21 protein-coding genes are annotated in these 24106 nt (G+C 66.8%); 13 read left to right on the top strand and 8 right to left on the bottom strand.

Annotation, left to right across the window (positions count from 1 at the left end):
- Positions 1-55: 55 nt before the first annotated feature.
- Positions 56-694 (top strand): TetR/AcrR family transcriptional regulator, encoded by a 639-nt coding sequence (locus KDK82_RS08295; protein ID WP_088164529.1) that lies wholly within the window; start codon positions 56-58, stop codon positions 692-694.
- Positions 695-750: 56 nt separating this feature from the next.
- Complete coding sequence (locus tag KDK82_RS08300; RefSeq protein ID WP_256974411.1) at positions 751-1548, top strand: NAD-dependent deacylase; 798 nt, start codon at positions 751-753, stop codon at positions 1546-1548.
- Between the two features lie 44 nt (positions 1549-1592).
- On the opposite strand, the gene KDK82_RS08305 is transcribed toward KDK82_RS08300, so the two are convergent.
- The 3 genes from KDK82_RS08305 to KDK82_RS08315 are packed head-to-tail and all read right to left on the bottom strand — an operon-like array spanning position 1593 to position 3836.
- Positions 1593-2573 (bottom strand): aldo/keto reductase, encoded by a 981-nt coding sequence (locus tag KDK82_RS08305; RefSeq protein WP_088164531.1) that lies wholly within the window; start codon positions 2571-2573, stop codon positions 1593-1595.
- A 46-nt stretch (positions 2574-2619) separates the two neighbouring features.
- A complete protein-coding gene (locus tag KDK82_RS08310; protein ID WP_013802192.1) occupies positions 2620-3228 on the bottom strand; it encodes a chromate transporter in 609 nt (202 codons plus the stop codon).
- Positions 3225-3836, bottom strand: coding sequence for a chromate transporter (locus KDK82_RS08315; RefSeq protein WP_013802193.1), 612 nt, complete (start codon positions 3834-3836; stop codon positions 3225-3227). The genes KDK82_RS08310 and KDK82_RS08315 overlap by 4 nt, the downstream gene beginning before the upstream one ends.
- Before the next feature lie 285 nt (positions 3837-4121).
- Here KDK82_RS08315 and KDK82_RS08320 point away from each other — a divergent pair, with 285 nt between their 5' ends.
- The gene (locus KDK82_RS08320; protein ID WP_088164532.1) at positions 4122-5942 is read left to right on the top strand and encodes an ABC transporter ATP-binding protein/permease; all 1821 of its coding nucleotides are present in this window, start codon (positions 4122-4124) and stop codon (positions 5940-5942) included.
- 28 nt (positions 5943-5970) lie between these two features.
- Here the strand turns inward: KDK82_RS08320 and KDK82_RS08325 are convergent, their stop codons facing one another.
- Positions 5971-7395, bottom strand: a complete 1425-nt coding sequence (locus KDK82_RS08325) for a dihydrolipoyl dehydrogenase (protein ID WP_088164533.1) — start codon at positions 7393-7395, stop codon at positions 5971-5973.
- A gap of 224 nt (positions 7396-7619) precedes the next feature.
- The gene (locus KDK82_RS08330; protein WP_088164534.1) at positions 7620-8114 is read right to left on the bottom strand and encodes a hypothetical protein; all 495 of its coding nucleotides are present in this window, start codon (positions 8112-8114) and stop codon (positions 7620-7622) included.
- A 294-nt stretch (positions 8115-8408) separates the two neighbouring features.
- On the opposite strand from KDK82_RS08330, the gene KDK82_RS08335 reads away from it, so the two are divergent.
- Entirely contained in the window at positions 8409-9623 is a 1215-nt protein-coding gene (locus tag KDK82_RS08335) for an HAF repeat-containing protein (protein WP_088165467.1), read from the top strand.
- A 40-nt stretch (positions 9624-9663) separates the two neighbouring features.
- Positions 9664-9933: a hypothetical protein gene (locus tag KDK82_RS31835; RefSeq protein ID WP_143343410.1), complete on the top strand. Its 270-nt coding sequence runs from the start codon at positions 9664-9666 to the stop codon at positions 9931-9933.
- Positions 9934-10482: 549 nt separating this feature from the next.
- Here the strand turns inward: KDK82_RS31835 and KDK82_RS08340 are convergent.
- Complete coding sequence (locus KDK82_RS08340) at positions 10483-11433, bottom strand: LysR family transcriptional regulator (protein ID WP_088164535.1); 951 nt, start codon at positions 11431-11433, stop codon at positions 10483-10485.
- Positions 11434-11567: 134 nt separating this feature from the next.
- On the opposite strand from KDK82_RS08340, the gene KDK82_RS08345 reads away from it, so the two are divergent.
- Positions 11568-12551, top strand: coding sequence for a tripartite tricarboxylate transporter substrate binding protein (locus KDK82_RS08345; RefSeq protein WP_016447137.1), 984 nt, complete (start codon positions 11568-11570; stop codon positions 12549-12551).
- A 10-nt stretch (positions 12552-12561) separates the two neighbouring features.
- Positions 12562-13740 carry a M20 aminoacylase family protein gene (locus KDK82_RS08350; protein ID WP_088165468.1) on the top strand — a complete coding sequence of 393 codons (1179 nt, stop codon included), beginning with the start codon at positions 12562-12564 and terminating at the stop codon, positions 13738-13740.
- 21 nt (positions 13741-13761) lie between these two features.
- Here the strand turns inward: KDK82_RS08350 and KDK82_RS08355 are convergent, their stop codons facing one another.
- Positions 13762-14361, bottom strand: a complete 600-nt coding sequence (locus tag KDK82_RS08355) for a YigZ family protein (RefSeq protein WP_088164536.1) — start codon at positions 14359-14361, stop codon at positions 13762-13764.
- Positions 14362-14557: 196 nt separating this feature from the next.
- Here KDK82_RS08355 and KDK82_RS32670 point away from each other — a divergent pair, with 196 nt between their 5' ends.
- From KDK82_RS32670 to KDK82_RS08380, 6 genes are all read left to right on the top strand, one after another.
- Positions 14558-14728 (top strand): hypothetical protein, encoded by a 171-nt coding sequence (locus tag KDK82_RS32670; RefSeq protein ID WP_012205835.1) that lies wholly within the window; start codon positions 14558-14560, stop codon positions 14726-14728.
- A gap of 229 nt (positions 14729-14957) precedes the next feature.
- The gene (locus KDK82_RS08360; RefSeq protein ID WP_088164537.1) at positions 14958-15824 is read left to right on the top strand and encodes a helix-turn-helix transcriptional regulator; all 867 of its coding nucleotides are present in this window, start codon (positions 14958-14960) and stop codon (positions 15822-15824) included.
- A gap of 101 nt (positions 15825-15925) precedes the next feature.
- Entirely contained in the window at positions 15926-17662 is a 1737-nt protein-coding gene (locus tag KDK82_RS08365; RefSeq protein WP_088164538.1) for an FAD-dependent monooxygenase, read from the top strand.
- Positions 17659-17898, top strand: a complete 240-nt coding sequence (locus KDK82_RS08370; RefSeq protein ID WP_013802204.1) for a hypothetical protein — start codon at positions 17659-17661, stop codon at positions 17896-17898. The genes KDK82_RS08365 and KDK82_RS08370 overlap by 4 nt, the downstream gene beginning before the upstream one ends.
- Positions 17899-17965: 67 nt before the next feature.
- A complete protein-coding gene (locus tag KDK82_RS08375) occupies positions 17966-18958 on the top strand; it encodes an AraC family transcriptional regulator (RefSeq protein ID WP_043822934.1) in 993 nt (330 codons plus the stop codon).
- Between the two features lie 75 nt (positions 18959-19033).
- Entirely contained in the window at positions 19034-21529 is a 2496-nt protein-coding gene (locus KDK82_RS08380) for a YgiQ family radical SAM protein (RefSeq protein ID WP_034394236.1), read from the top strand.
- A 13-nt stretch (positions 21530-21542) separates the two neighbouring features.
- Here the strand turns inward: KDK82_RS08380 and KDK82_RS08385 are convergent, their stop codons facing one another.
- Positions 21543-23996, bottom strand: coding sequence for an EAL domain-containing protein (locus KDK82_RS08385; RefSeq protein ID WP_088164539.1), 2454 nt, complete (start codon positions 23994-23996; stop codon positions 21543-21545).
- Between the last annotated feature and the right edge of the window lie 110 nt (positions 23997-24106).

The following is a 24106-nucleotide window of genomic DNA, read 5'->3' on the forward strand; positions in this document are numbered from 1 at the left end:
GGGCTGTCGTCCCTCATGTGTGACGTGGTCATGCAGAAAAAAAGGAATCAAAACAGTGACGCAGCGACGTGTCAGGCGTGAGTCATATCACCATGGCGACCTGCGCCAGGCCCTGGTCGAAGCTGGCCTGGCGCTGGCGCGTGAAGGTGGCCCCCAGGCCATCGTGCTGCGCGAGGCCACGCGGCGGGCGGGCGTGGCGCCGAATGCGGCCTATCGTCACTTTGCCAACCGCCAGGCCTTGTTTGACGCCGTGCGCGCCGCCGCCCTGGGCGCACTGGCCACAGCAATCGAGGCCGAAATGGCCCAGGCCCACACCCTGCCCGATGTGCTGCTGCGCTCACGCGCCTTGCTGGCCGCCGTGGGCCGGGGCTACCTGGGCTTTGCCCAGACGGAGACCGGCTGGTTCCGCACGGCCTTTGCCTCTGTCGAGTACGACGTGGACCTGCCGCCCGACACCACGCGTGCGGCGGCCATGGGCCTGAATCCGTTCGAGCTGCTGGGCTACGCGCTGGACAGCATGGCCGAGGCCGGCGTGCTGCCGCCCGAGCGCCGTCCCCAGGCCGAGTTCCTGGCTTGGTCGGCCGTGCACGGCATGGCCTTGCTGGTGATCGACGGCCCGCTGCGCCGTGCCACACCCGAGCAGCGTCGGGCGCTGGCTCTGCGCCTGCTGGAGATGGTGGAAAAAGGCATTTGATGCGCCCTGGGGCGGCGCTGCCGCACAATGGCCTGCTTTTTTTCCTTCGCCCTCCGATGCCCGACGAACCTTCCCCCGCTTCGCTGCCTGCGGCTGCCGCTGAACTGCCCGGCCAGGGTGAGCTGCACGAGCTGCACGAGCTGCGTGAGCGCATCGCGCATGCAGCGCACATCGCCGTGCTCACGGGCGCAGGCGTCAGTGCCGAGTCCGGCGTGCCCACGTTCCGCGATGACAAGAACAGCTATTGGGCACAGTTCAACCCGCAGGACATGGCCAGCGAGGCGGGCTTTCGCGCCCATCCGCAGCGCGTGTGGCAGTGGTATGCGCACCGGCGCGAGGCCGTGGCGGCAGTGCAGCCCAATGCAGGCCACCATGCGCTGGCGCAGTGGGCCTTGCAGCACCCGGGCCGCATGACCCTGGTCACGCAGAACGTGGATGGCCTGCACCAGCGCGCGGGCAGCCCCGGCGTGCTGTGCCTGCATGGCGAGTTGATGCGCGACCGCTGGCTCGAGCGGCCCCGCGCCTGCTGCGACCTGGCAGGGCTGAACCCTGGCGAGCCTCCGCAGTGCCCTGTTTGCGGCAACCTGGTGCGCCCGGGCGTGGTCTGGTTCGGCGAGTCCCTGCCCATGGGCGTATGGCAGGCCGCCGAGGCTGCCGTGCAGCGCTGCGAGGTGCTGCTGGTGGTCGGCACCTCGGGCGCCGTGTATCCGGCCGCGGGGCTGGCCCGAATCGCGCGCCGGGCAGGCGCGCACGTGGCCGTCATCAACCCGGCGCCTTCCGAGCTGGATGACGCAGCGCACCAGTGCCTGCGCGGCCCATCGGCCCAGATCCTGCCCGCGCTGCTGGCTGGCTGAGAGGCCCCGGGCCAGGGCGGGCAGGCTGCCCTCGCCTGCGCAGGTCAGTCCCTTGCGCCTTCTTCCTGACTGGCCTGGTTGAGTTCGGCCACGTCCTGAGCCGACAGCTGCAGGCGCGTGGCCTCCACCAGTTGCTGCAACTGGGCCAGCGAGGTCGCGCTTGCGATGGGCGAAGTCACAAACGGGCGCTGCATCTGCCAGGCCAGGGCCACGCACGCGGGCTGGCTGTTCAGGCGCGCAGCCACGGCGTCCAGGGCTTGCACAATGCGCAGGCCGCGCGGGTTCAGGTAGGTGGCCACGGTCTTGCCGCCGCGCGCACTCTTGGCTGCGTCTTCGCTGCTGCGGTACTTGCCCGTCAGAAAACCTGCTGCCAGTGCATAGAAGTTGATGATGCCTACCTGCTCGGCCGCGCACAGCGGCGCCAGATCGCGTTCCAGCACGGCGCGGTCGTACAGGTTGTACAGCGGCTGCAGGCTCTCGTAGCGCGGCAGGCCCAGCTCGGCGCTGGTGCGCAGGGCCTCGGCCAGGCGCGGTGCGCTGTGGTTGGAGGCGCCAATGGCCCGCACCTTGCCTGCGGCAATCAGGTCGGCAAAGGCGCCCAGGGTATCGGCCAGCGGCACGCTGGCGTCGTCGTCATGCGACTGGTACAGGTCGATGTAGTCCGTCTGCAGGCGCTGCAGCGAGGCATCCACGGCCTGGCGGATGTACTCGGGGCGCAGGCCCACCCGGCCCTCGCCCATGTCCTTGCCGACCTTGGTGGCCAGCACGATGTCGGCGCGCCGTCCGCTGCGCCTGAGCCATTTGCCGATCACGGTCTCCGACTCGCCGCCCGCATGGCCCGGCGCCCAGCGCGAGTACACGTCGGCCGTGTCGATGAAGTTCATGCCGGCATCCAGCCAGGCGTCGAGCAGCGAGAACGACGTGGCCTCGTCCACGGTCCAGCCGAAGACATTGCCGCCAAAGCACAGCGGCGAGACCTGCAGGCCGCTGCGGCCCAGGGAACGGAGGGAAGGGGCTTGCGCCATGTACGGCTCCTTTTGACGAAAAAACCAGGGTAGTCCTCAGGACCTCTCAGATCCAGCCCAGCGCACCCAGCAGCGCGCCCGCGCCCAGCAGCCACAGCAGGTGGATGCGCGTGCGCCACACCAGCAGGGCGCAGGCCAGGGTCAGCAGCCAAAGGCGCCAGTCCTGGGCCGGGCGGCCGCTGGCGCTGCCCAGCAGCCAGCCCGTGGCCAGCAGCAGCCCGATGACCAGCGGTCCCATGCCCTGCTTGAAGGCACGCACGCCGCGCCGGTTCTTGTTGCGCTGGCCCCAGCGCGAGGCCTGCCAGGCCAGCAGGGAGCTGGGCAGCAGGATGCCGACCATGCAGATGGTCACGCCCAGCGCGCCAAAGGTCCATGCCAGCGGCCCGGTGCCCCCGCCCGCGTTCAGGCCCAGGTTCCAGCCCAGCAGGGCGATGAAGAGAACATTGGGCCCGGGCGCCGCCTGGGCGATGGCGATGGAGCTGCTGAACTGCGCCTCGCTGAGCCAGCCGTGGCCATCGACCAGGAAACGGTGCATGTCGGGCGCAGTGGCAATGGCGCCGCCCACGGCCATCAGCGACAGCGTCAGGAAATACAGCAGCAACTGCAGCCAGTCGGCGGGCTGCAGGTTCAGGGCGATCTGGTGGGCGGCGTTCATGGGGCGAGCTTTCTCCAGGTCAGCACGCAGCCGGCACCGCCGACCACCAGCAGCACCCAGGCCAGCGGCACGCGCAGCACGGCCATGGCAATGAACGAGGCCAGCGCCAGGGCCGCGCTGCACCAGCGCCCCAGCGGGTGGCGGCTCAGCGTGCTGGTCAGCTTCAGCCCCATGCCCGCCACCAGGCCGGCCGCGACGGCGCCCATGCCGCGCAGCGCCCCGGCCATGGCGGGGTGGTCGGCCAGCTGCGAATAGATCACGGTCAGCGTCAGCACCAGCAGCATGGGAAAGCACAGCATCCCGCACACGGCCACCACGGCGCCACGCCAGCCGAAGTAGCGCTCGCCAATGGTGATGGACAGGTTGACCACATTGGGCCCGGGCATGATCTGGGCCACGGCCCAGTCCTCCACGAACTCGTCGTTGGTCAGCCAGCGCTTTTTCTCGACCAGCTCGCGCTGCACCACGGCCAGCACGCCGCCAAAGCCCTGCAGGGCCAGCCAGGTGAAGGACCAGAACAGGTCGCGCAGGTTGGCGGGGGCGGGGCGCTGGGCAGGCGCATCGGCGGTGTCGTGTGGCGGGGAAGCCTGGGGCGGCGATGCGGGCATGTTCTGGCTTATGTCTGGGCCGCCCGGGCAGGGCCCGGGGACGGCATCGCTGTTGTCATGGGGTGGAACCGTGCGGGCCGATCCTGTCTCCGTGCCTGCCTCGGGGTGGCACGCACGGAATATTAATCCTGCGCAGCGGCCTCGTCGGCAGCGGCCCCATCGGCAACGGCGATGGGGGCATTGCAAGCGCAGATGGCTTGCTGCCGGCATGCACCCAGGCCTGCCCGCCGGCCTGTCTGAACAGGAGTAGATTCTCTCCACCCACACAACCCGAGGATCTCCGACATGGACATGGATTGGAGCAAGGCGCTGCAGGAAAGCCTGGTCTGGCTGGCGGCGGCCTCAGTGATCACCGTCGTGGCTTTCGCGGCCGTGGCGCTGCTGGTGGTTCGATTCACCCGCTGGGGTCGGCAGTTCTGGCAGCTGGCCGGCCCGTTCCTGCACCCCAGAAACAGCTGGTGGCCGCTGCTGGTGTTCATGCTGCTGCTGGTGCTGGCCCTGGTCTCGGTGCGCATGAACGTGCTGTTCTCCTTTTGGTACAACGGCTTCTACAGCGCGCTGCAGGAACTGGACCAGAAGGGCTTTTGGCGATTCTTGGGCATCTTCGCGGTGCTGGCCACCATCCATGTGATGCGCGAGCTGTTCAACTACTACGTGAACCAGGCGTTCCGCATCCGCTGGCGGGTCTGGCTCAATGAGCGCGTGACCAGCGACTGGATGCGCGGCGACGCCTACTACCGCAGCCACTTCCTGGACGAGCCGGTGGACAACCCCGACCAGCGCATCGAGCTGGATGTGAACACCTTTGTCTCGAACTCGCTGACCCTGGCGCTGGGTGCCGTCAGCGCCGTGGTCTCGCTGGTGGCGTTCACGGGCATTCTCTGGGGGCTGTCCGCGCCCATTGCGGTGGCGGGCGTGGAGGTTCCGCGGGCCATGGTCTTTGCGGTCTACGTCTATGTGATCATCGCCACGCTGATCGCCTTTCGCCTGGGCCAGCCGCTGATCCGCCTGAACTTCCTGAACGAGAGGCTGACCGCCAACTTCCGCTACGCCCTGGTGCGCGTGCGCGAATATGCGGAGAACATCGCCTTCTACCAGGGCGCGGCCATCGAACGCAACACGCTTTTGACGCGCTTCTCGGCATTGATCGCCAATGTCTGGGCCCTGGTCTACCGCAGCCTGAAGTTCGACGGCTTCAACCTCACCGTCAACCAGGTGGCCGTGGTCTTTCCCTTTCTGCTGCAGGCGCCGCGCTTTTTCAGCGGTGCCATCAAGCTCGGTGATGTGATGCAGACCTCGCAGGCCTTTGGGCAGGTGCAGGATGCGCTGTCCTTCTTCCGAACCTCCTACGACACCTTCGCCCAGTACCGCGCTGCGCTGGACCGCCTGTGCGGCTTTCTGGATGCCAATGCACAGACCCGCGAACTGCCCCAGGTCGTCCACAGAGAGCAACCCGGCGCCCTGGACATCGAGGACCTGCAGGTCAGCCGCCCTGATGGCCACCACTTGCTCAGCGGCCTGCAACTGAAGCTCATTCCCGGCCAGGCGCTGCTGATCAAGGGGCCTTCGGGAAGCGGCAAGACCACCTTGCTGCGGTCCATTGCCGGCCTGTGGCCGCATGCCGAAGGCACGGTGGGCCGCCCGGGCGGCCACCAGGCGCTGTTCCTGTCTCAGCGTCCGTATCTGCCGCTGGGTGACCTGCGCACGGCCATTGCCTATCCCGCCGATGCATCGCCGCAGGACGACGAGCGGCTGCGGCAGGCACTGCGCCAGGTCAGCCTGGCCCATCTGGCCGACAAGCTGGATGTCAACCAGGATTGGTCCCGCATCCTGTCGATTGGCGAGCAGCAGCGCCTGGCCTTTGCCCGCGTGCTGTTCAACCGGCCCGCCATCGTCTTTCTCGATGAATCCACCTCGGCCATGGACGAGGGCCTGGAGCATGCGCTGTACACCCTGCTGCGCGAGCAGATGCGCTCGACCATGCTGGTGAGCGTGGGCCACCGCAGCACGCTGGCGGGTTTTCATACCCACGCGTTGGCGGTCGATGGCAATGGCGGGTGGACGCTGTCGGAAGGAAGCGCACCGCAGAGCGCGCCCCAGGCTTGATCCGCGTGCGGCCCTGGGCCGCGCGCGATCAATCGTCCATGGGCAAAGAATCGCAGTTGCCCAGGTCGGACGGCGGCGGCTCGCGCAACTGCCGTACCGCGTCGCGCAGGGCGGTGCGCAGGCCCTCTTCAAGCACGGGGTGGTAGAAGGGCGCACGCAGCAACTCGTGCACGGTCAGTTGCTGCTGTACGGCCAGGGCCAGCAGATGGGCCAGATGCTCGCCGCCCGGTGCGCACATTTCCGCGCCCAGCAGCAGGCCGCTGGCCGGGTCCGCATAGACGTGAAGCAGGCCCGCGTTGCGCTGCGCAGCGCGCGCACGCCCCTGGTGCGCGAAATCCACGCGGCCCACCACAAAGTCCTGACCCAGCAGCGCCTTCATGGGCTGGCCCACGACAGCCGCGTTGGGGGAGCTGAAGACGATGGACAGCGGCGCGCGCCGCTCGAAGCAGGCCACGTTCTCTGCCATGGCGTTGGTGCCGGCGATATGGCCTTCGTCCACGGCCTCATGCAACAAGGGGCGGTCGCCATTGGCATCGCCCGCGAGGAACAGCGGCAGCTCGCCGACTTGCAGTGTCTGCCGGCTCACGGGCGGCTGCCCGTGCTCGTCCAGCTCAAGCCCCAGTGTCTCAAGGCCCAGGCCTTCCAACTGCGGGCGCCGGCCCATGGCGGCCACCACATGGTCCACGACGATGCGGGTGTCGCCTGCACGCACGACGATGCTGCTGTCCGGGCCCTTGCTCAACTGCACTTCATGGTCGGTGATCACCGTCATCTCTTTCTCAAGCAGATGCCGCAATGCGTCGGTGACATTCGGGTCGGACAGGCCGGCAAGCTTCGGGCCGCGTCCCAGTGCGGTGACCTCCAGTCCCAGCCGTGCCAGCGCCTGTGCAATCTCCACGCCCAGCGGACCCAGGCCGACGACGGCCACGCGCGGGCCCAGCGTCTTGCGTTCGAACAAGGTATCGGTGGTCAGGATGCGCTTGCCAAAGCGCTTCCATTCCTCCGGCACCACGGGGCTGGAGCCCGGAGCGAGGATGAGCTTGCGCGCAGCCAGCACCTTGCCGTTGACCTCGATCCTATTGGCTGCAAGCAGCCTGGCACGCCCGTCGATGGCCCGCCAGCCCAGGCCCTCCGTGGCCTTGATCGTGCTTGCCACGAACTCGTCGCGCAGCTTGCGCACGCGGCGCAAAACGGCGGGCAGGTCCAGCTGCAGCCCGCTCGCGCCGCGTATGCCGAAGGTATCGAAGTGATGGCGTGCATGGAAGGCGTTGGCCGCCTCGATCAGGAGCTTGGACGGCATGCATCCCACCCGCGCGCAGGTCGTTCCCCAGGGTCCGTCGTTGACGATGGCGAAATGCTCCGTGTGCTTGCGCACCTCGCGCAGCGCCGACAGTCCGGCCGAGCCGGCACCGACGATGATCACGTCGAGGGCGGTGGTGGGTGGGTTTTTCATGCTGTCTGATTCCTTTGACTGTGGCACCAGGTCCCGTGGAGGTCTCCGCTGCCGGTGGATGTGCCGACGGGAGTGCCGACTGAAGTGCCGGCAGATGGTCGAGATGACTGCCTCGCCTGCCATGGGACATGCGTGCCAGTCTGCATGCTGGCGCTCGCGGCAGTCGTAGGCGAAGGGCCGAAACCGCTGCTGGACATTCAGGGCCGGCCCGTGCCGCGCAGGGACTAGCCGGATGCCCAGTGTTGCCATGCCGCGTCCGTGCGGCTGCCTGATGCGCCGAAATCCGCTTCCCGCGCAAAGCGCCTGAGAGATGTCTCGGTAACTCTCAAATGGCTGACACGGCACAAGCGGCTTTGCGCCGTCTGCAGCCAGCGGCGCAGGGACCAATGAAGCTGCGCCACCACCGCACCATGCACCTGTGCGCTGTGCAGGCGCAGGCGGCCATCAAGGATGAAGGCCTTCACCGACCGTGCGGACAGCTGCAGATCCTCGCAGACCTGCCGCAGCCCGACGCCCTCGCGGACCCGGGTGCTCAGGCCGCGCCTGTGCATCTGGCAGCGAACGGAGCGTTCGCTGCGGTCCAGTCGGCGGCAGATCACCTGCACGGGCAGGACGCCGGCCCAGCGTTCGAGTGCAAGCAGTTCTGCGGGACTCCAGCGGCGGCGAATTGCGCCATTCGGCCATGCGCTGTCGGACGTCAGGCAGTGTGTGATTGCCATGGAAAGCTCCCATTCATATGGCGCTGCGCTGTGGCATGACCTGAATCCCGGATGCCGATGAGACAATTATTGATGGGGGATTCTTGTGCAAGCTTTTGATTTTGTTGATTGTTTTTGTTGTTTTGATTGCTGCTCGGATGGACGGCTCCATACCGCGATGCCTATCGTGGGGCCGGGATGCGGATCACGGAAATAGCGTCTGCACCGGCACGCATATGCCAAGCCCCATGCGGATTTCCTGTTCGGCGCCCGATTTCCATGAACGACTTCTTTGCTTTTTCAGGAGAACCCCTCATGCGCCTTCAGCCAAAGCATTTGAATTTTTCCGCGGCGTGCCTTGCGTTGCTGGCACTGCCGGCCGCGCAGGCCCTGCCCATGCAGGACGTGGGCACGTCGGCAGGCCCGCAATGCGTGGGCCTGGACATCAACAACAGCGGCCATGTCGTGGGCGCCTGTGCAGAGAGCGACGGCTCGTCCGCAGGCTTCGTGTCGCTGGCGCCGGGCAGTGCGGCAGACCTTGTGCGCCTGTCGCCGGGGCGCAACTGCAACGCGGCGGCCATCACCAACAGCGGCCAGGTGGTGGGCAGCTGCCTGGACGGCAATTCGGTGTCCGTGGGGGTGTTCTGGAATGCGGCCACGCCGGCCACGGTGCAGACACTGCAGCCGCTGACGCTCGATGTGCGCAGCATGCCCACGGCATTCAACCAGGGCGGCTATGTGGCAGGCGTCAGCCTGAGCGGCAGCAACACGGCCCGCCCTGTCATGTGGCGCAACAATGAAACCACGGCACGCGCGCTGCCGGCGGGCCTGCTGGGTCTGAACAGCACCAACTGCATGCCGTCCGATGTGGACAATTTCGTGGTGGGCGGCAACATGCCGGGCATCGTGGGCAACTGTCCCGACAACAGCGGGCATCCGCGTCCAGTCTATTGGTCTGCCGCAGTCCTGGGCGGCTATATGGCCACGGCCCTGAACCTGCCTCTCAATGCCGTCTTCTGCCGCGCAAAGACCGTCGTCAATACCCGCATCATGGGCTACTGCGATTTTGGTGCCCAAGGTGGACGCACCGTCGTCTGGCTCAACTCGTCCTCCAGTCCGCAGGTGCTGTCCATATCGTCCCCGCCCGCGCGAAACAGCGGCGTCGATCTCAACATCCTCGGCGAGGTGATTGGGCACTACCAGATGGCAGACGGGCGCAGCATGCCCTATTACTGGAACAGCCAGACCGGTGTCATCCGCGATATTCCTCCGCTGGCTGGCGGCATGAATGCACGTGTGGTGGATATCGGTGAAAACGGAACGGTAGCGGGCCACAGCGAACTGGCCGACGGAAGTTCGCACGCCATCACCTGGACCCCCTTGGGCGGCACCGTGGACCAGGGAACCCTCGCAGGCGGCGAGAACAGTGCGGCCTCGGCACTGAGCCAGGATGGCTGCTACATGACAGGCAGGAGCGAAGTCGCGCAATTGGCCTCGCATGCCTTCGTGCAGAACCTGTGCACGCCATGAAGGCGGAGCCTCATCTCACAACGTGCATAAAGGAAATACCATGAAGATGCGATATCCAAGACTTGCAACCACACTGGCAATCGTTGTGTGCGGGCTCTGGGCCCCTGCTGTGCAAGCGAACGGAATTTCATTCGAGAATTTTTCCTCCTCCAATACAGTTCAGGCTTTTGGAGGCTCGACTTCCATGATGTCTCCGATCATGGGCAGGGGAACGGGCGATTCGTCGAACTCGAAGGAGCTGCTTTATCGCATGATGGCTTTGGATATAGAAAAATTGCTACCACTTCTAATGATGGCGAGAAGAGTATGAGCATACTTGCGATATGAATGCACCTGTGGGGAATAGGGGCGATATCGCAATGGTGGCTTGCCACAGCGAACTGGCCGATGAGAGCTTTCGCTCCAGGCACCCACAGGCAACGCATGCATTTGTGCAGAACCTGTGCATTCCCTGGTCGTCAGTATCAATTCGAAAACGATGAGATAAAGGGGCTGAAATGAGAGTTCGATATGAAAAATCATTGTCCACTATGGTGGTATTTATTGTTTTAATGTCCTCCTCCGCGCTGCATGCGAAGAATATTTATTTTTCGGAAGATGGTCCAGTAAACTTGAGAAATAGCAGCCCGTATGCGAATGGTGGTTCAGTTGGAGCTGCCTTCCATCATATTTGTGGCAGTGTTTTGCTAACGCAAATGGATGGGCTGGCAGTTGCTCATTGTCTGGGGCATTTCTTTGGGAAATTTCATTAATCAGGCCTTGAAAACAGGCTGTGCAAACTATTTAATTTGACATGGCTTGTTGTCCCGGCTTGCGATTTTGCATTAAGGGTAGTCGATGGGTAATCACCAGTATCAAATCAGTCTGGCAATGCCATGCGGCCCAGCCTTCCGCCATGGCTGGGCGCCCGTTCCGGCGCAGGGGCATCGTCGGCCATCAACTTTCCCATCAGCCCTCGCAGGATTGCCAGCGTCGGCGCTTCGCTGCGCTGACGCAGCGTGACCAGCCCGAAACGGGCGGTGCTGCGCATGGGCGGGTCCATGGGCAATTCGGCCAGGTCCGGGGCGATGGCGCGCACGGCCAGCAGCACGGTGTCGCTGTTGCGCGCAACGTCCACGAGGCTGGGCAACTCCTCGCACTGCAGTGTGACGAACCGCGCCGGGTGGGCCGTGGCGCCGTAGGTCTCCACCAGCAGCCAGGCTACCTGGTCGCTCAGCGGTGTGGAGGCGACGGGGTAGCGCTGCACATCCTCGAAGCGCAGATCCCGCTGCAGGCGGGCCAGTGGATGGTCGGTGCGGCACATGAAGGCGGCGCGCATTTCGTGCACGACGTCCAGCGCAAGGTCGGGTGCGGGCCGCAGCGCGCGCAGGTCCACGACCAGGGCATCGAGCAGGCGCTCGCGTAGCGAGTGCACCAGCAGATCGGTGCTGCCGCGCGCCACCTCGGTTCGCACGCCGGGGTGGTGCACGGTCATGTGCTGCAGGAACGGCGTCATCAATATTGCGCCGGGGCCCGATCCCAGGCCCACACGCACGGTGCCGGCCGCACCCTCGCGCAATTGGCGCCCCCTGTCACGCAGCGCGTCGGCTTCAGCCACCAGGGCGCGCGCCCGTCCCAGCATCTCGCGGCCGAAGGCTGTGAGTTCGCTGTGGCGGCCGATGCGGTCGAACAAGGGTATGCCCAGCTCCTGCTCCAGCGCGCGCACGCTGCGGCTGAGGGCCGGCTGTGTCAGATGCATGGCCTCGGCCGAGCGGCTGAAGGAGCCGGTCTGCGCCACCGATATGAGATGCCTGAGCTGCACCAGCGTCATGATTTTTCGCGCCCTGAAGTCTGCATGAAACTCATGCTAATGCAGCCAACAATGCATTGGACGTTCGATGACCCGGCTCCTAGGATGCCGCGTATCCGGCCGACCGAGCCGGAGCCATCCACCAAGGAGACGTGATGAGATTTTTGTTCCAGCGCGTTTGGCTGACGGGCGCCGGCCTGCTGCTGAGCGCGGGCCTGGCCTGTGCGCAGAGCCCGTCCTCCAGGCCCGTAAGCCTGATGGTTCCCTATCCGGCCGGCGGCCCTTCGGATGCCATTGCCCGCATCTTCAGCGTGCCGCTGTCCAAGACCCTGGGCCAGCAGGTCATCGTGGAGAACCTGGGCGGCGTCAGCGGCGCCATGGCCGCGCAGAAAGTGCTGGCCGCTCCGCCCGACGGGCACTACGTCTTCCAGGGCTCGCCCAACGAGGTGATCCTGTCGCCGCTGGCCAATGCCGCCGTGCGGCTCAAGGCGGAGGATTTCCGCCTGGTCCATCCCGTGGCCGAGGCCGTGATGGTGTTTGTCGCCCGCAAGGACCTGGAAGCCGGCAACGTGGATGAGCTGATCGCACTGGCCCGCAAAAGCGCCAGCCGGCCGCTGTCTTACGGCAGCGTCGGCATTGGCTCGCTCTACCACCTGATTCTGGAGAAGGTGCAGCAGGACGCTGGCATACAACTCATGCATGCGCCCTACAAGGGCAACGCGCCGCTGCTGCAGGACATAGGCAGCGGACAGGTCGATTTCGCTGTGCTCGTCTACAGCGCTGCCATGGGCGCGCTGGCCGAGCAGGGCCGGCTCAAGATCCTGGGCCAGCTGGGGGAGCAGCGATCGGAGCTGCTCAAGAATGTGCCCACGGTGCGTGAGGGCCGGGAGCTGAAAAACTTCGCCTACAAGACCTGGACCAGTTTTCTGGTGCGCAAGGACACGCCGCAGGAGGTGGTGCAAAGGCTGCACCAGGCGATAGGCGCCATGCTCAAGGACCCGGGTGTGCGCGAACAACTGGCCCTGCAGACGCAGCTGGCCGCAGCGCCCATGTCGCTGGCCGAAGCCGCGCAGTTCTATGAGGCCGAGACCGCCCGCTACCGCAGCATTGCCCGCTCCATCCGCCTGCAACCTCAGTGAGATGCCGCACATGAACACCCTTCTGGACACTTTGCGCGGCTCGGCCGCAGCCTTCGTCGAGGTGCGCCGCGACATCCACAGGCACCCCGAGCTCGGCTTCGAGGAACACCGCACCAGCGCCCTGGTCGCGCAGCAACTGGAGCAATGGGGATACGAGGTGGAGCGCGGCCTGGGCGGCACGGGCGTGGTGGGGCGGCTGGTGCGCGGCAGCGGCCACCGGCGCCTGGGCCTGCGTGCCGACATGGACGCCCTGCCCATCGCCGAGACCAATGCCTTCGCCCACGCCAGCACGCATGACGGCGTGATGCATGCCTGCGGGCATGACGGCCATACGGCCATGCTGCTGGCAGCGGCCCGGCATCTGGCCGAGCACGGCGGCTTCGACGGAACGCTCACGCTGATCTTTCAGCCTGCGGAGGAGGGCGGCGGCGGGGCCTTGCGCATGATGGAAGATGGGCTGTTCGAGCGCCACCCCTGCGACGCCATCTTCGCCATGCACAACATGCCGGGCATGCCCCAGGGGCGGCTGGCGCTGCGCGAGGGCGCAGCCATGGCGTCCTCCGACTACGCCACGCTCACCCTCACCGGCGTGGGAGGGCACGGTGCCATGCCGCACCGCACGGCCGACCCCATCGTTGCGGCCGCCAGCATCATCATGGCCTTGCAGACCATCGTCTCGCGCAACATCGATCCGCTGCAGATGGCGGTGGTGACCGTGGGCGCCATCCATGCGGGCAAGGCCAACAACGTGATTGCCCACAGCGCTGCGCTGGAGTTGAGCGTGCGTGCGCTGGATGCCGATGTGCGCAGGCTGCTGGAGCAGCGCATTCGCGACCTGGTGAGTGCGCAGGCCGAGAGCTTCGGCGTACAGGCGCAACTCGACTGGCGACCCGGCTATGCCGTGCTGGTCAACACACCCAAGGAGACGGACTTCGCGCGCCAGATCGCGCTGGAGCTGCTGGGCCCGGAACATGTCACGCTGCAGGCGCCGCCCTTGCCGGGCAGCGAAGACTTCGCCTTCATGCTGCAGCGCGTCCCAGGCAGCTATCTGCTGATTGGCAATGGCGAGGGAAGCGAGCAGGGCGCCTGCATGGTGCACAACCCGGGCTATGACTTCAACGACGACAACATCGCCGTGGGCGCCGCCTATTGGGTGCTGCTGGCGCAGCGGTTTCTGGTGGCCGGTTGAACTGCTTGAGCCCGGCGCATCTCATTCGCCGGGGTGGATTTCCATCCAGCCCACGCGCCCCTGCCCACTGTCATTGAGGCGGCCCACAAAGCCTTCGGCCTGCGACTGCGGCAGGCGCAGATCGAACTGCACCAGCGATCCATGCTCGACCTGGAGCAGCTCGGCGCCTGCCGCATCGATCTCGCGGCGCACCAGGCCTTCCAGCGCATAGGGCACGGCGCAGCGCAGCGATTGCATGCGCTGCAGTGTCACTTTTTCTGCGGTGAGCAGGGCCTGGGCCACGGCATCGGTGTAGGCGCGAACCAGGCCGCCTGCGCCCAGCTTGACGCCGCCGAAGTAGCGCACCACGGTGGCCAGCACGCCTTCCAGGTCCTGGTGGCGCAGCACGTCCAGCATGGGGCGGCCTGCCGTGCCGCTGGGCTCGCCGTCATCGACTGCTGCCGACTGGCCGCCTGCCAGCAGCGCCCAGCAGACATGGGCGGCGCCGGGGTGCTCGCGCCATAGCGCATCGACCACCGCCTGGGCACTGGCGCGGTCGGCCATCGGCTGCACGCAACCGATGAAGCGGCTTTTCTTGATGATGAGTTCGCTGTGCGCGGGTGCGCGGAGTGTCTGTGGCATGGAGGGCGGCAAGCTTACCCGATCGTCCCTGGCCCGGTGTTTGGCGCATGGATTCATTACGCCTTTATTACGAAGCGCTACACATTTGTGAGCATGCGTACCTTGTGTTATTTCAGCTTCAGAGGGTTGCATCCAGGTTTGTCCTACAGAAATCGTGAAAGATTCGCAGTAAGCTTTCTGTCAAGGAGGCGCAACCATGAACACCCCACCTTCCCGCGATCCCGTTCTCACCGAACACACCTTTGGCCGCGATCATTTCAGTCCCCCGCCCATGGCGCTGGAGCAAGCTGGTCAGGACCACGAAGCCGCTGGCGGCGGCATTCCTCTGGATCTGGACCAGCGCATCCGCAACGTCGGCGAATGGTGATGGCAGGTGCCGCCTGGCCAAGGGCCTGCAGCGGCATCAGTGCTATCAAGTCCCGCTGGACCGTGCAGCGGCCCGCCGACAGGCGGTGACCCTCAAGCGGACAGACCGCGAACCAGGCGCAGGAGGCTCTTGCCTCGCTGCGCTGGATTTATCATTTCCAATTTCCACGTACCTACCCACCCAGGCCGGCTGCGCGAAGCGCCGGCCTTTTTGCATTCCTGCAGGAACCATGAGCACTGACACCGGCCGCAGCCATTGGCTGCTGGCGCCTGCCTCCGCCAGCGACGCCAGCCTGCCCGTGCCCCTGGGCGATGTGACGGCGCTGCTGGAGCAGGTGGGCCGCTCCAGCGGCAGCAGCGACGAGGTGGCCGGGCAGTTGCTGCATGTGCTGGGCCGGCACGTGCCGCTGGCGCAGTGCACCATCTTCTCGTTCCAGGGGCGATCGCGGCCGCGCATCGTGGGTTTTGGCGACCGGGCACGCACGGGGGCGCTGCCCATGATTTCGCAGGACTACAGCGAGCGCTTCTATCCGCTCGACGGCGCACAGCGCGTGATGCAGGCCGAACTGGCGCGGCAGCAGCGCGACCCCCAGGCTCCCGCGCGCGTCTGGCTGCACCGCCAGCGCCCCTGCGATGTCAGCCATCCCGAGTACCGACATGTCTGCTATGGGTTGCCGCGCCTGGTGGAGCGGCTCTCGCTGCTGACCCTGCAGCCTGGCGCGCGGTGGCTGGCGGTGAACCTGTACCGGGGCGAGGAGCACGGCTGCCTTGATGCGCAGTCCATCGCACGCATCGAAGCCTTTGCGCCCCTGGTCATGCAGGCCATGCGCCTGCACTATGCGGGCCAGGCGCTGCAGGACGATCTGGCGGGGCTGGTGCTGGCGCGCCTGGCCGGGCGCTTTGCCCATCTCACGCAGCGCGATCTGGACGTGGTGCGCTGCGTGATCGAGGGGCTTGATGCCGAGCGGCTGGCGCAGCGCCTGGGCATCACCGTGTCCAGCGCGCGAACCTATCTCAAGCGGGTCTGCGCCAAACTGGGCGTGCAGGGGCAGCGTGAGCTGTTTGCCTTGTTGATGGCACCCGAGGCGCTGTCCTGAGCCCCGGAGCCGGGCGCCGCAGTCTGTCCCCATCTGGGGACATCGCCATGGCCGGTGCTGCCTACACTGCGCCCTGAACAAGACGCACGACGGAGACCCCCATGCACCAGCCCCATGCCCAGCCCAGGCAGTCCATCTACTACCGCTACCAGGTGCATCGGCCCTGGCTGCCATCGGAGCATCCGGGGGTGCAGCGGCACCCCGTCGTCATTGTCGGAACGGGGCCGGTAGGCCTGACTACTGCACTGGAGCTGGCGCGCCACGGGCAGCGATGCGTGCTGCTGGAGTCCGAGCTGCAGGTATCCGAAGGCAGCCGCGCCATCGTCTTCACGCGCCGCTCCATGGAGATCCTCCAGCAGGTGGGCGTGGCCGGGCGGGTCAGCGACAGCGGGCTGCCATGGCGCTTTGGCAACTCCTTCTACCGGGGCCAGCGCGTGTTTCGCATGGAAGCACCGCACAGCGAGGACGACCGCTTCTTCCCCATGACCAACCTGCAGCAGCAGTACCTGGAGGAGTACCTGGTCGATGCCGTGCTGGCCCATCCGCTGATCGAGTTGCGCTGGGGCAACCGCGTGGAGCGGGTGGAGCAGGCTGGCGAAGGCGCCGCGGCAAAAGCGCGGCTGCAGGTGGACACGCCCGAGGGGCCGTACGCGCTGGAAGCCGACTGGCTGGTCGCCGCCGATGGCGCACGCTCGGGCATACGCACGGCCATGGGCCTGGTCATGGAAGGGGCGTCATACGAAGGCCGCTTCGTGATTGCCGACATCCGCATCGACCTGCCGCTGCCCACCGAGCGCCTGGCCTTCTTCGATCCGGTGTGGAACCCCGGCAACACCATCCTCATGCACCGCGAGCCGCATGGCATCTGGCGCGTGGACTACCAGTTGCCTGCGGGCGAAGATCCGCAGCAGGCACTGCAGCCCGAATCGCTCAAGGCGCGCATCGACGCGCAACTGGAGATGATCGGCTTTGGCGGCACCCCCTGGGAGATGGACTGGAGCTCGGTCTACTCGGCGCGCGCGCTGACCTTGCCGGACTACGTGCACGGCCGCGTGGTCTTCACGGGCGATGCGGCCCACCTGCTGCCCATCTTCGGGGTGCGCGGCGCCAACACCGGTTTCCAGGACGCCCAGGCCCTGGCCTGGCGCCTGGCCCTGGTGGCGCGCGGCGTGGCGCCGGCCCGCTTGCTGGACAGCTACAGCAGCGAGCGCGTGGGCGCGGCGCGCGAGATTGTCGAAGAGGCCGGCAAGAGCACGCGCTTCATGGCGCCGCCTTCGCGCGGCTTCCGGCTGCTGCGCGATGGGGTGCTGTCGCTGTCGCTCACCCAGGCCTTCGTGCGCCCGCTGTACCACTGGCGCACATCTCGCCCCCATGAGTACGCCCGCTCGCCCCTCAACAGCAGGGACGACGACAACCATTTGTTCAAGGGCGGCCCCGCCCATGGCGCACCGCCGCAGAACGTGTGCCTGGCCCCGGACGACTATCTGCTGGACTACCTGGGTGGCGGCTTCGACCTGCTGTATTTCACCGATGGCTCGGCCGTGCCGCCCGCGTTGAGCGAGGTTGCCCGCGTGGTGCGCGGCCGCGGCGTGGGCCTGCGCATCGTGGCCATCTCCAGCCAGGCGGAGCCGCAGCCAGTTCAGGGCGCTGACCTGACCCTTTCCGATAGTCAGGGCCGCTGCCGCGAACGCCATGGCGTGCCTGCCGATCCACCTTCTGGCGCCGCCTACCTGCTGCGGCCCGACCAGCATGTCTGCGCACGCTGGCTGGCGCTGGATGCGCGACGCCTGCAATCCGCACTCGACAACGCCACCTGCACGCAAGGAGCCCAGGCATGAGCCAAGCACACACATCGCCCGACACGCTTGAATCGCCCGGCACCCTGGATATCGCCGGTCTGGAGGCCGTCTACGACCAACTGGCCACGGCCATTGACGCGGCAGGCCCGCAGCAGTCCGAGCTGTTTCTGGTCAAGCTGGCGCTGCTGGCGGCCGAGCGGCTGGGCAGCGCCCGGCAGTTCTCCGAGCTGGTGCAGGCGGCGCAGCAGGATCTCCAGCCTAGGGTAAACAGCTAGCCCTGCCGGGTGGTTGCGTGGCCGGCGCTGGCTAACATCGGCCCGGAATCAAGGATGCCACGACCCCATGGATGTGCTGAGCGAAGTTCTCGATATTTGCCGGTCAGAGCGCGCCGTGACGGCGCGTTTTGCGCTGACCGCGCCGTGGAGCCTGAAGTCCACGGGCGTCACGGGCGCCATGATCCGCATGGCGCGCGGCGCGCCATACTGGATACAGGTGGAAGGCATGCAGCCGCTGCGGGTCGAGCCGGGCGATCTGGTCATGCTGCCCATGGGCGCGGCACATGTGGTGGCCTCGGATCTGGGCATGGCCTGCGAGCTGTTCTCGCGGCTGATCTCCCGCCATGCCGAAGGCCCGCAGGACGAGAATCCGCTGGTCTTCAGCCATGGCGGCGGGGGCGAGGCGACCGACATGTTTTCGGCCCTGCTGTGGTTTTCAGCCTATTGCCGGCATTCGGTGTTCCGCATCCTGCCGCCGCTGATCCATATCCGCGCAAGCGATCTGCCGCTGGCCGATTGCCTGGCCGCCACCATGCAGTCGCTCACGCTGGAGACGCTGGCGCGGCGCCCGGGCTGGCGCCTGTCGGCCGCGCGCATGGGCGAGCTTTTGCTGGTCAACATCCTGCGCGAGCACCTGGCGCGCGAGGCCGCCGTGGGTGAAGGCTGGCTGCGGGGCCTGGGCGATGCCTGCATTGCCCGCGCCATCGTCTGCATGCACCGGGAGCCGCAGCGCAGCTGGAGCGTGGAGACGCTGGCGGCCGAGGCCGGCATGTCGCGCACCCGCTTCAGCATGCGTTTCAAGCAGCTGGTGGGCGCCACCCCCATCGGCTACCTGACGGCGCACCGCATGGCGCTGGCCGCCCAGCAGATGGAGGCCGGCGGGCTGTCATCGGCCCGCATCGCAGAGAACGCGGGCTACGATTCTCCCAAGGTGTTTGCGAGGGCCTTCCGCCGCTGGTCCGGGCATACGCCCAAGGCCTATCTGGCGCAGGAGGCCGCAAAGAGGTCGGGCTGGCAGCAGCAGGAAGGCCGTATCAGGGGGCTGGAGCAAGACCCTTAGCCAGCAGGGTTGAGTGCCGAAACGTACACTGGCCGGTTCCTTCCGCACAGGCTCCCAGAAGCCGAACCGCCCATCATGAACGCCCCCGTTGACGTTTCCTTTTTCCATCGCGCTGCCAAGCCGCTGACCAGCTACCGACCGTACTGGGCCAAGCGCTTCGGCACGGCCCCGTTCCTGCCGATGAGCCGGGCCGAGATGGACCAGCTTGGCTGGGACAGTTGCGACGTGATCCTGGTGACGGGCGATGCCTATGTGGATCACCCCAGCTTCGGCATGTCGGTGATCGGCCGGGTGCTGGAGGCGCAGGGCTTTCGCGTGGGCATCATCGCCCAGCCCGACTGGCAGAGCGCCGAGGCCTTCAAGGCCCTGGGCCGTCCCAACCTGTTCTGGGGCGTGACGGCGGGCAACATGGATTCGATGATCAACCGCTACACGGCCGATCGCAAGATCCGCTCCGACGATGCCTACACGCCGGGCGACGTGGGCGGCAAGCGCCCCGACCGCGCGGCCATTGTCTACAGCCAGCGCTGCCGTGAGGCATACAAGGACGTGCCCATCGTGCTCGGCGGCATCGAGGGCAGCCTGCGCCGCATCGCCCACTACGACTACTGGAGCGACAAGGTGCGCCGCTCCATCGTGGTGGACAGCAAGTGCGACATCCTGCTGTACGGCAACGCCGAACGCGCCCTGGTCGAGGTGGCCCACCGCCTGGCCGCTCGCGAGCCCGTGGAAAGCATTACCGATGTGCGCGGCACGGCCTTCTTCCGCCGCGAGTCGGAAGCGGGCTGGTTCGAGCTGGACTCCTCCGTGGTGGACGAGCCTGGCGTGGTCGAGCCCCACATCAACCCCTACATGACCACCAGCGAGCAGGCCGAGGCCCAGGGCCAGACCTGCTCCAAGGAAGAGGGTGATGCCGCCGCGAAGCCGGACGGTGCCTCGGTCGCCGCCGTTCAGACCATCCAGTTCGTGCCCAATCCGTCGCTGCGCGGCAAGGGCAAGCAGCCGCCGCGCGACAAGACCGTGCTGCGCCTGCCCAGCTACGAGCAGGTCAAGGCCGATCCCATCCTCTACGCACACGCCAATCGCGTGCTGCACCTGGAGACCAACCCCGGCAACGCCCGCGCCCTGGTCCAGGCCCACGGCGAGGGCGTGACCGCGCGCGATGTGTGGCTGAACCCGCCCCCCATTCCGCTGACCACGGCCGAGATGGACTGGGTCTTTGGCCTGCCCTACGCGCGCAGCCCCCATCCCAGCTATGCCGACGCCAGCGGCAGCCATGAGGGCGAGACCAAGATCCCGGCCTGGGAGATGATCCGCACCTCGGTCAACATCATGCGCGGCTGCTTCGGCGGCTGCACCTTCTGCTCCATCACCGAGCATGAGGGCCGCATCATCCAGAGCCGTTCCGAGGAGTCCATCATCCAGGAGGTCGAGGACATCCGCGACAAGGTCAAGGGCTTCACCGGCACCATCTCCGACCTGGGCGGCCCCACGGCCAACATGTACCGCCTGGGCTGCAAGAGCCCCGAGATCGAGGCCGCCTGCCGCAAGCCCAGCTGCGTGTTCCCCGGCATCTGCCAGAACCTGCACACCGACCACGCCCCGCTGGTCAAGATCTACCGCCGCGCGCGCAATCTGCCGGGCATCAAGAAGATCCTGATCGGCTCGGGCCTGCGCTACGACCTGGCCGTGAAGTCGCCCGAGTACGTCAAGGAGCTGGTGCAGCACCATGTGGGCGGCTACCTGAAGATTGCGCCCGAGCACACCGAGTCCGGGCCGCTGACCAAGATGATGAAGCCCGGCATCGGCAGCTATGACCGCTTCAAGCAGATGTTCGAGCAGTTCAGCGAGGAAGCGGGCAAGAAGCAGTACCTGATTCCTTACTTCATCGCGGCCCACCCGGGCACCAGCGACGAGGACATGATGAACCTCGCCATCTGGCTGAAGAAGAACGGATTCCGCGCCGACCAGGTGCAGACCTTCTATCCCAGCCCCATGGCCACGGCCACGGCCATGTACCACTCTGGCCGCAACACGCTGACCAAGGTGCGCCGCGAGATGCGCGACGTGAACGAGGAGTCGGTGGACATCGTGCGCGGTGAAAAGCGCCGACGCCTGCACAAGGCGTTTCTGCGCTACCACGACCCGAACAACTGGCCGCTGCTGCGCGAGGCCTTGAAGGCCATGGGCCGTGCCGACCTCATCGGCAACGGCAAGCAGCACCTGATCCCCACCTTCCAGCCCCTGGTCGATGGTGGCTACCAGAGCGCGCGCCGCAAGAACAGCACGCAGGGCACGGGCGTGGCCGCACGTGCCGTGGTATCCCAGCAAGGCAAGGCCTACGCCCTCAACAAGGCCGGCGGCAAGAATGCCGGGCCGGGCAAGGTGCTGGCAGAGTCGCGCGAGCCTGCGGGCGATGTGCGTTTCCGTTCCAGCCAGCCCCAGCCGGGCCGCATGCTGACCCAGCACACGGGCCTGCCGCCGCGCCCCGGTGTGGGCGGTCCTTCCCGTTCTGCGGGCGCTGCCGGTTCGGGCCGCAAGGCGGCGCCGGGCGGTCGCAAGCCGCGCTGACGCGACTTCGCCTCTAGCTGGCGGCCGGCGCCAGCGTGCCCTGCCATTCGCGGCGGGCGGCCTGGGCGCCGCTTTCAAAGTAATGCGTGTCCAGCGGCACGGGCCGTGCCAGAGCAAAACCCTGTGCATAGTCCACGCCCACGGCCTGAAGGGCCTGGGCGATCTCGCGGGTTTCCACATACTCGGCCACGGTGCGCTTGCCCAGGATGTGGCCTATGCGGTTGATCATCTCCACCATGGCGTGGTTGCTGGGGTCCTGGAGCATGTCGCGCACAAAGCCGCCGTCGATCTTCAGATAGTCCACGGGCAGCTGCTTCAGATAGGTCAGCGAGGACATGCCCACGCCAAAGTCGTCCAGCGCAAAGCGGCAGCCCAGGGTGCGCAGGGCCTGGATCAGCCTGGTGGCACTGGACAGGCTGGCGATGGCGCTGGTCTCCGTGATCTCGAAGCACAGCAGCTGCGGCGCAATGCCATGCGTGCTCAGCTGTTTCTGCACGAAGTCCAGCAGCCCGTCGTCATCCAGGCTGGGGCCTGACAGGTTGATGGCGCAGGTGTCGATGTGGCGCAGTGCGGCCGGATGCTGGGCCAGCGTTCTGGCGATCACCCACCGGTCCACCGTGGGCATGATGCCGTAGCGCTCGGCCGCGGGAATGAAGGTGGCCGGCGAGATGATCTGGCCCTGCTCGTCGCGCAGCCGCAGCAGCACCTCGAAATGCAGGCCCCGCTGGCCGTCGGGCTGCAGCGGTGCAATGCTTTGGGCGTACAGGCAAAAGCGCTCCTGCTCCAGCGCCATGCGTATGCGTGTCACCCATTCCATCTCGCTGACGTGGCGGGTGTACTCGCCATCGTCGCTGCGGTAGACGTAGATGCGGTTGCGGCCGCGCTCCTTGGCGCGGTAGCAGGCCATGTCGGCCATGCGCAGCAGGTCCTGGGCCGACTGGACCTCGCCGCCGATGTGCACCAGGCCGATGCTCAGCCCCGTGCGCAGCACCTGCTTGCCCCAGTGCACGTGCAGGGCCTCGGTCGCCTGGCGCAGCTTCTCGGCAATGCGCAGGGCGGGCTCGGGCGGGCAGTTCTCCAGAAGAACGCCGAATTCATCTCCGCCCAGCCGCGCGAGGGTGTCGGTCTCGCGCAGGTTGTGCAGCAGCAGGCGGCTGACCTCGCACAGCATCTCGTCGCCCGCCGGGTGGCCGCAGGTCTCGTTGATGAGCTTGAACTGGTCCAGGTCCATGTACAGCACGGCCGAGGGCCGCAGCCTGTGCTGGCCCTGGTTGAGCAGGCGCTGCAGCCGGCGCTCGAACTCGACGCGGTTCTCCAGCCCAGTCAGCCCGTCGTGGCTGGCATGCCAAGACAGCTGGTCCAGATACTGCTGCTCGCGCGAGACATCCCTGAGCGCGATCACCGCACCGGCCGGGCGCTCCCCACCGCCGCTGATAGCCGACCCCATGAGCTTGACCGGCACGATGCTGCGGTCATGGCGCCGCAGCCAGCGCGTGTGCTCCTCGCGCAATTGCTGGCCTGACAGCAAATGGGCCAGCAGGCTTTCCGCGGTCTGGGTGGCGTCAATGCTGTTGAAATGCAGGCCCTTGGCCAGGTGCTGGCCCTTGATCTGCTGCTCGCTGCTGCCCAGCAGGCCCAGCGCGGCGGGGTTGGCATAGTCCACCACGCCCTGGGCGTCCGTGGTGATCACGGCGTCCCCCAGCGAGGCCAGCGTGGTCTGGGCCCTTTCCTTTTCCGTCAGCAGGTCGTTTTGCACCTGCTGGCGCTGCTGCAGCATGCGCCGCGTATGCCAGAGCGCCACCAGGATCAGCGCCACACCCAGCACCAGATGGATGCCCTGCAGCCACATCACCATCTGCCGTGAACTGCGGCCCAGCGAGGCGCTGAACTGCTGGGTGGCCGGTGTGACGCCGGCGTTGATCTGCTCGATCTCGCGCTTCCAGGTGATGGCGTCCTCGGCGCTGACGCTGCCCACGGCGTGGCGCTGCTCTATCTCCTGGGCCAGCCTGTCGAGCTGCTGCAGATACTGATCGCCTTGTTTCCAGTAGCGATAAGGCTCTTCCAGAAGCTCGACATGGCGGAAGGTCTGCATGAGCCAGATCAGCGCCTCGGCATCGTCAGGGTGGTTGCCTCCCAGGAGAATGCCGGCACGCGCATCGTTGACCCTGGCTGGCACATCGTCCAGCGCCATGCGCGCCTGCCAGTCGCCCGCGGGAATGGCCATGGCCTGCTCGAAGCGCGCCATGTCGCGCGCCGAGCCGCTGTCCACATAGCGGCTCAGGGCGTAGATGGCGTCCTTCTGTGCCTTGGACCACAGGCTTTCCCCGGCCACGAAGGCGCGCACCGCAGACACAAGGTAGAGGCTGCCGCTGGCCATGACCACCAGTACCACGACCACCAGCACCAGGGGCCAGATGCGCTGCACCAGCTGCAGTACCGGCACATGGGCTGGGGGCTGGCTTTGCATGGGTGGAGCAGGGGAGAGTTGGCCGTGTGGGCGGCTCAGGCGCTGGCGCCAATGCGCTGCAGAACTGGCGCCGAATGGCTGGGTGGCTGACGCGTCCCGGATATCCGGGC

The sequence above is a fragment of the Delftia sp. K82 genome (genome assembly GCF_002193035.1).
Classification (GTDB): domain Bacteria; phylum Pseudomonadota; class Gammaproteobacteria; order Burkholderiales; family Burkholderiaceae_C; genus Comamonas; species Comamonas acidovorans.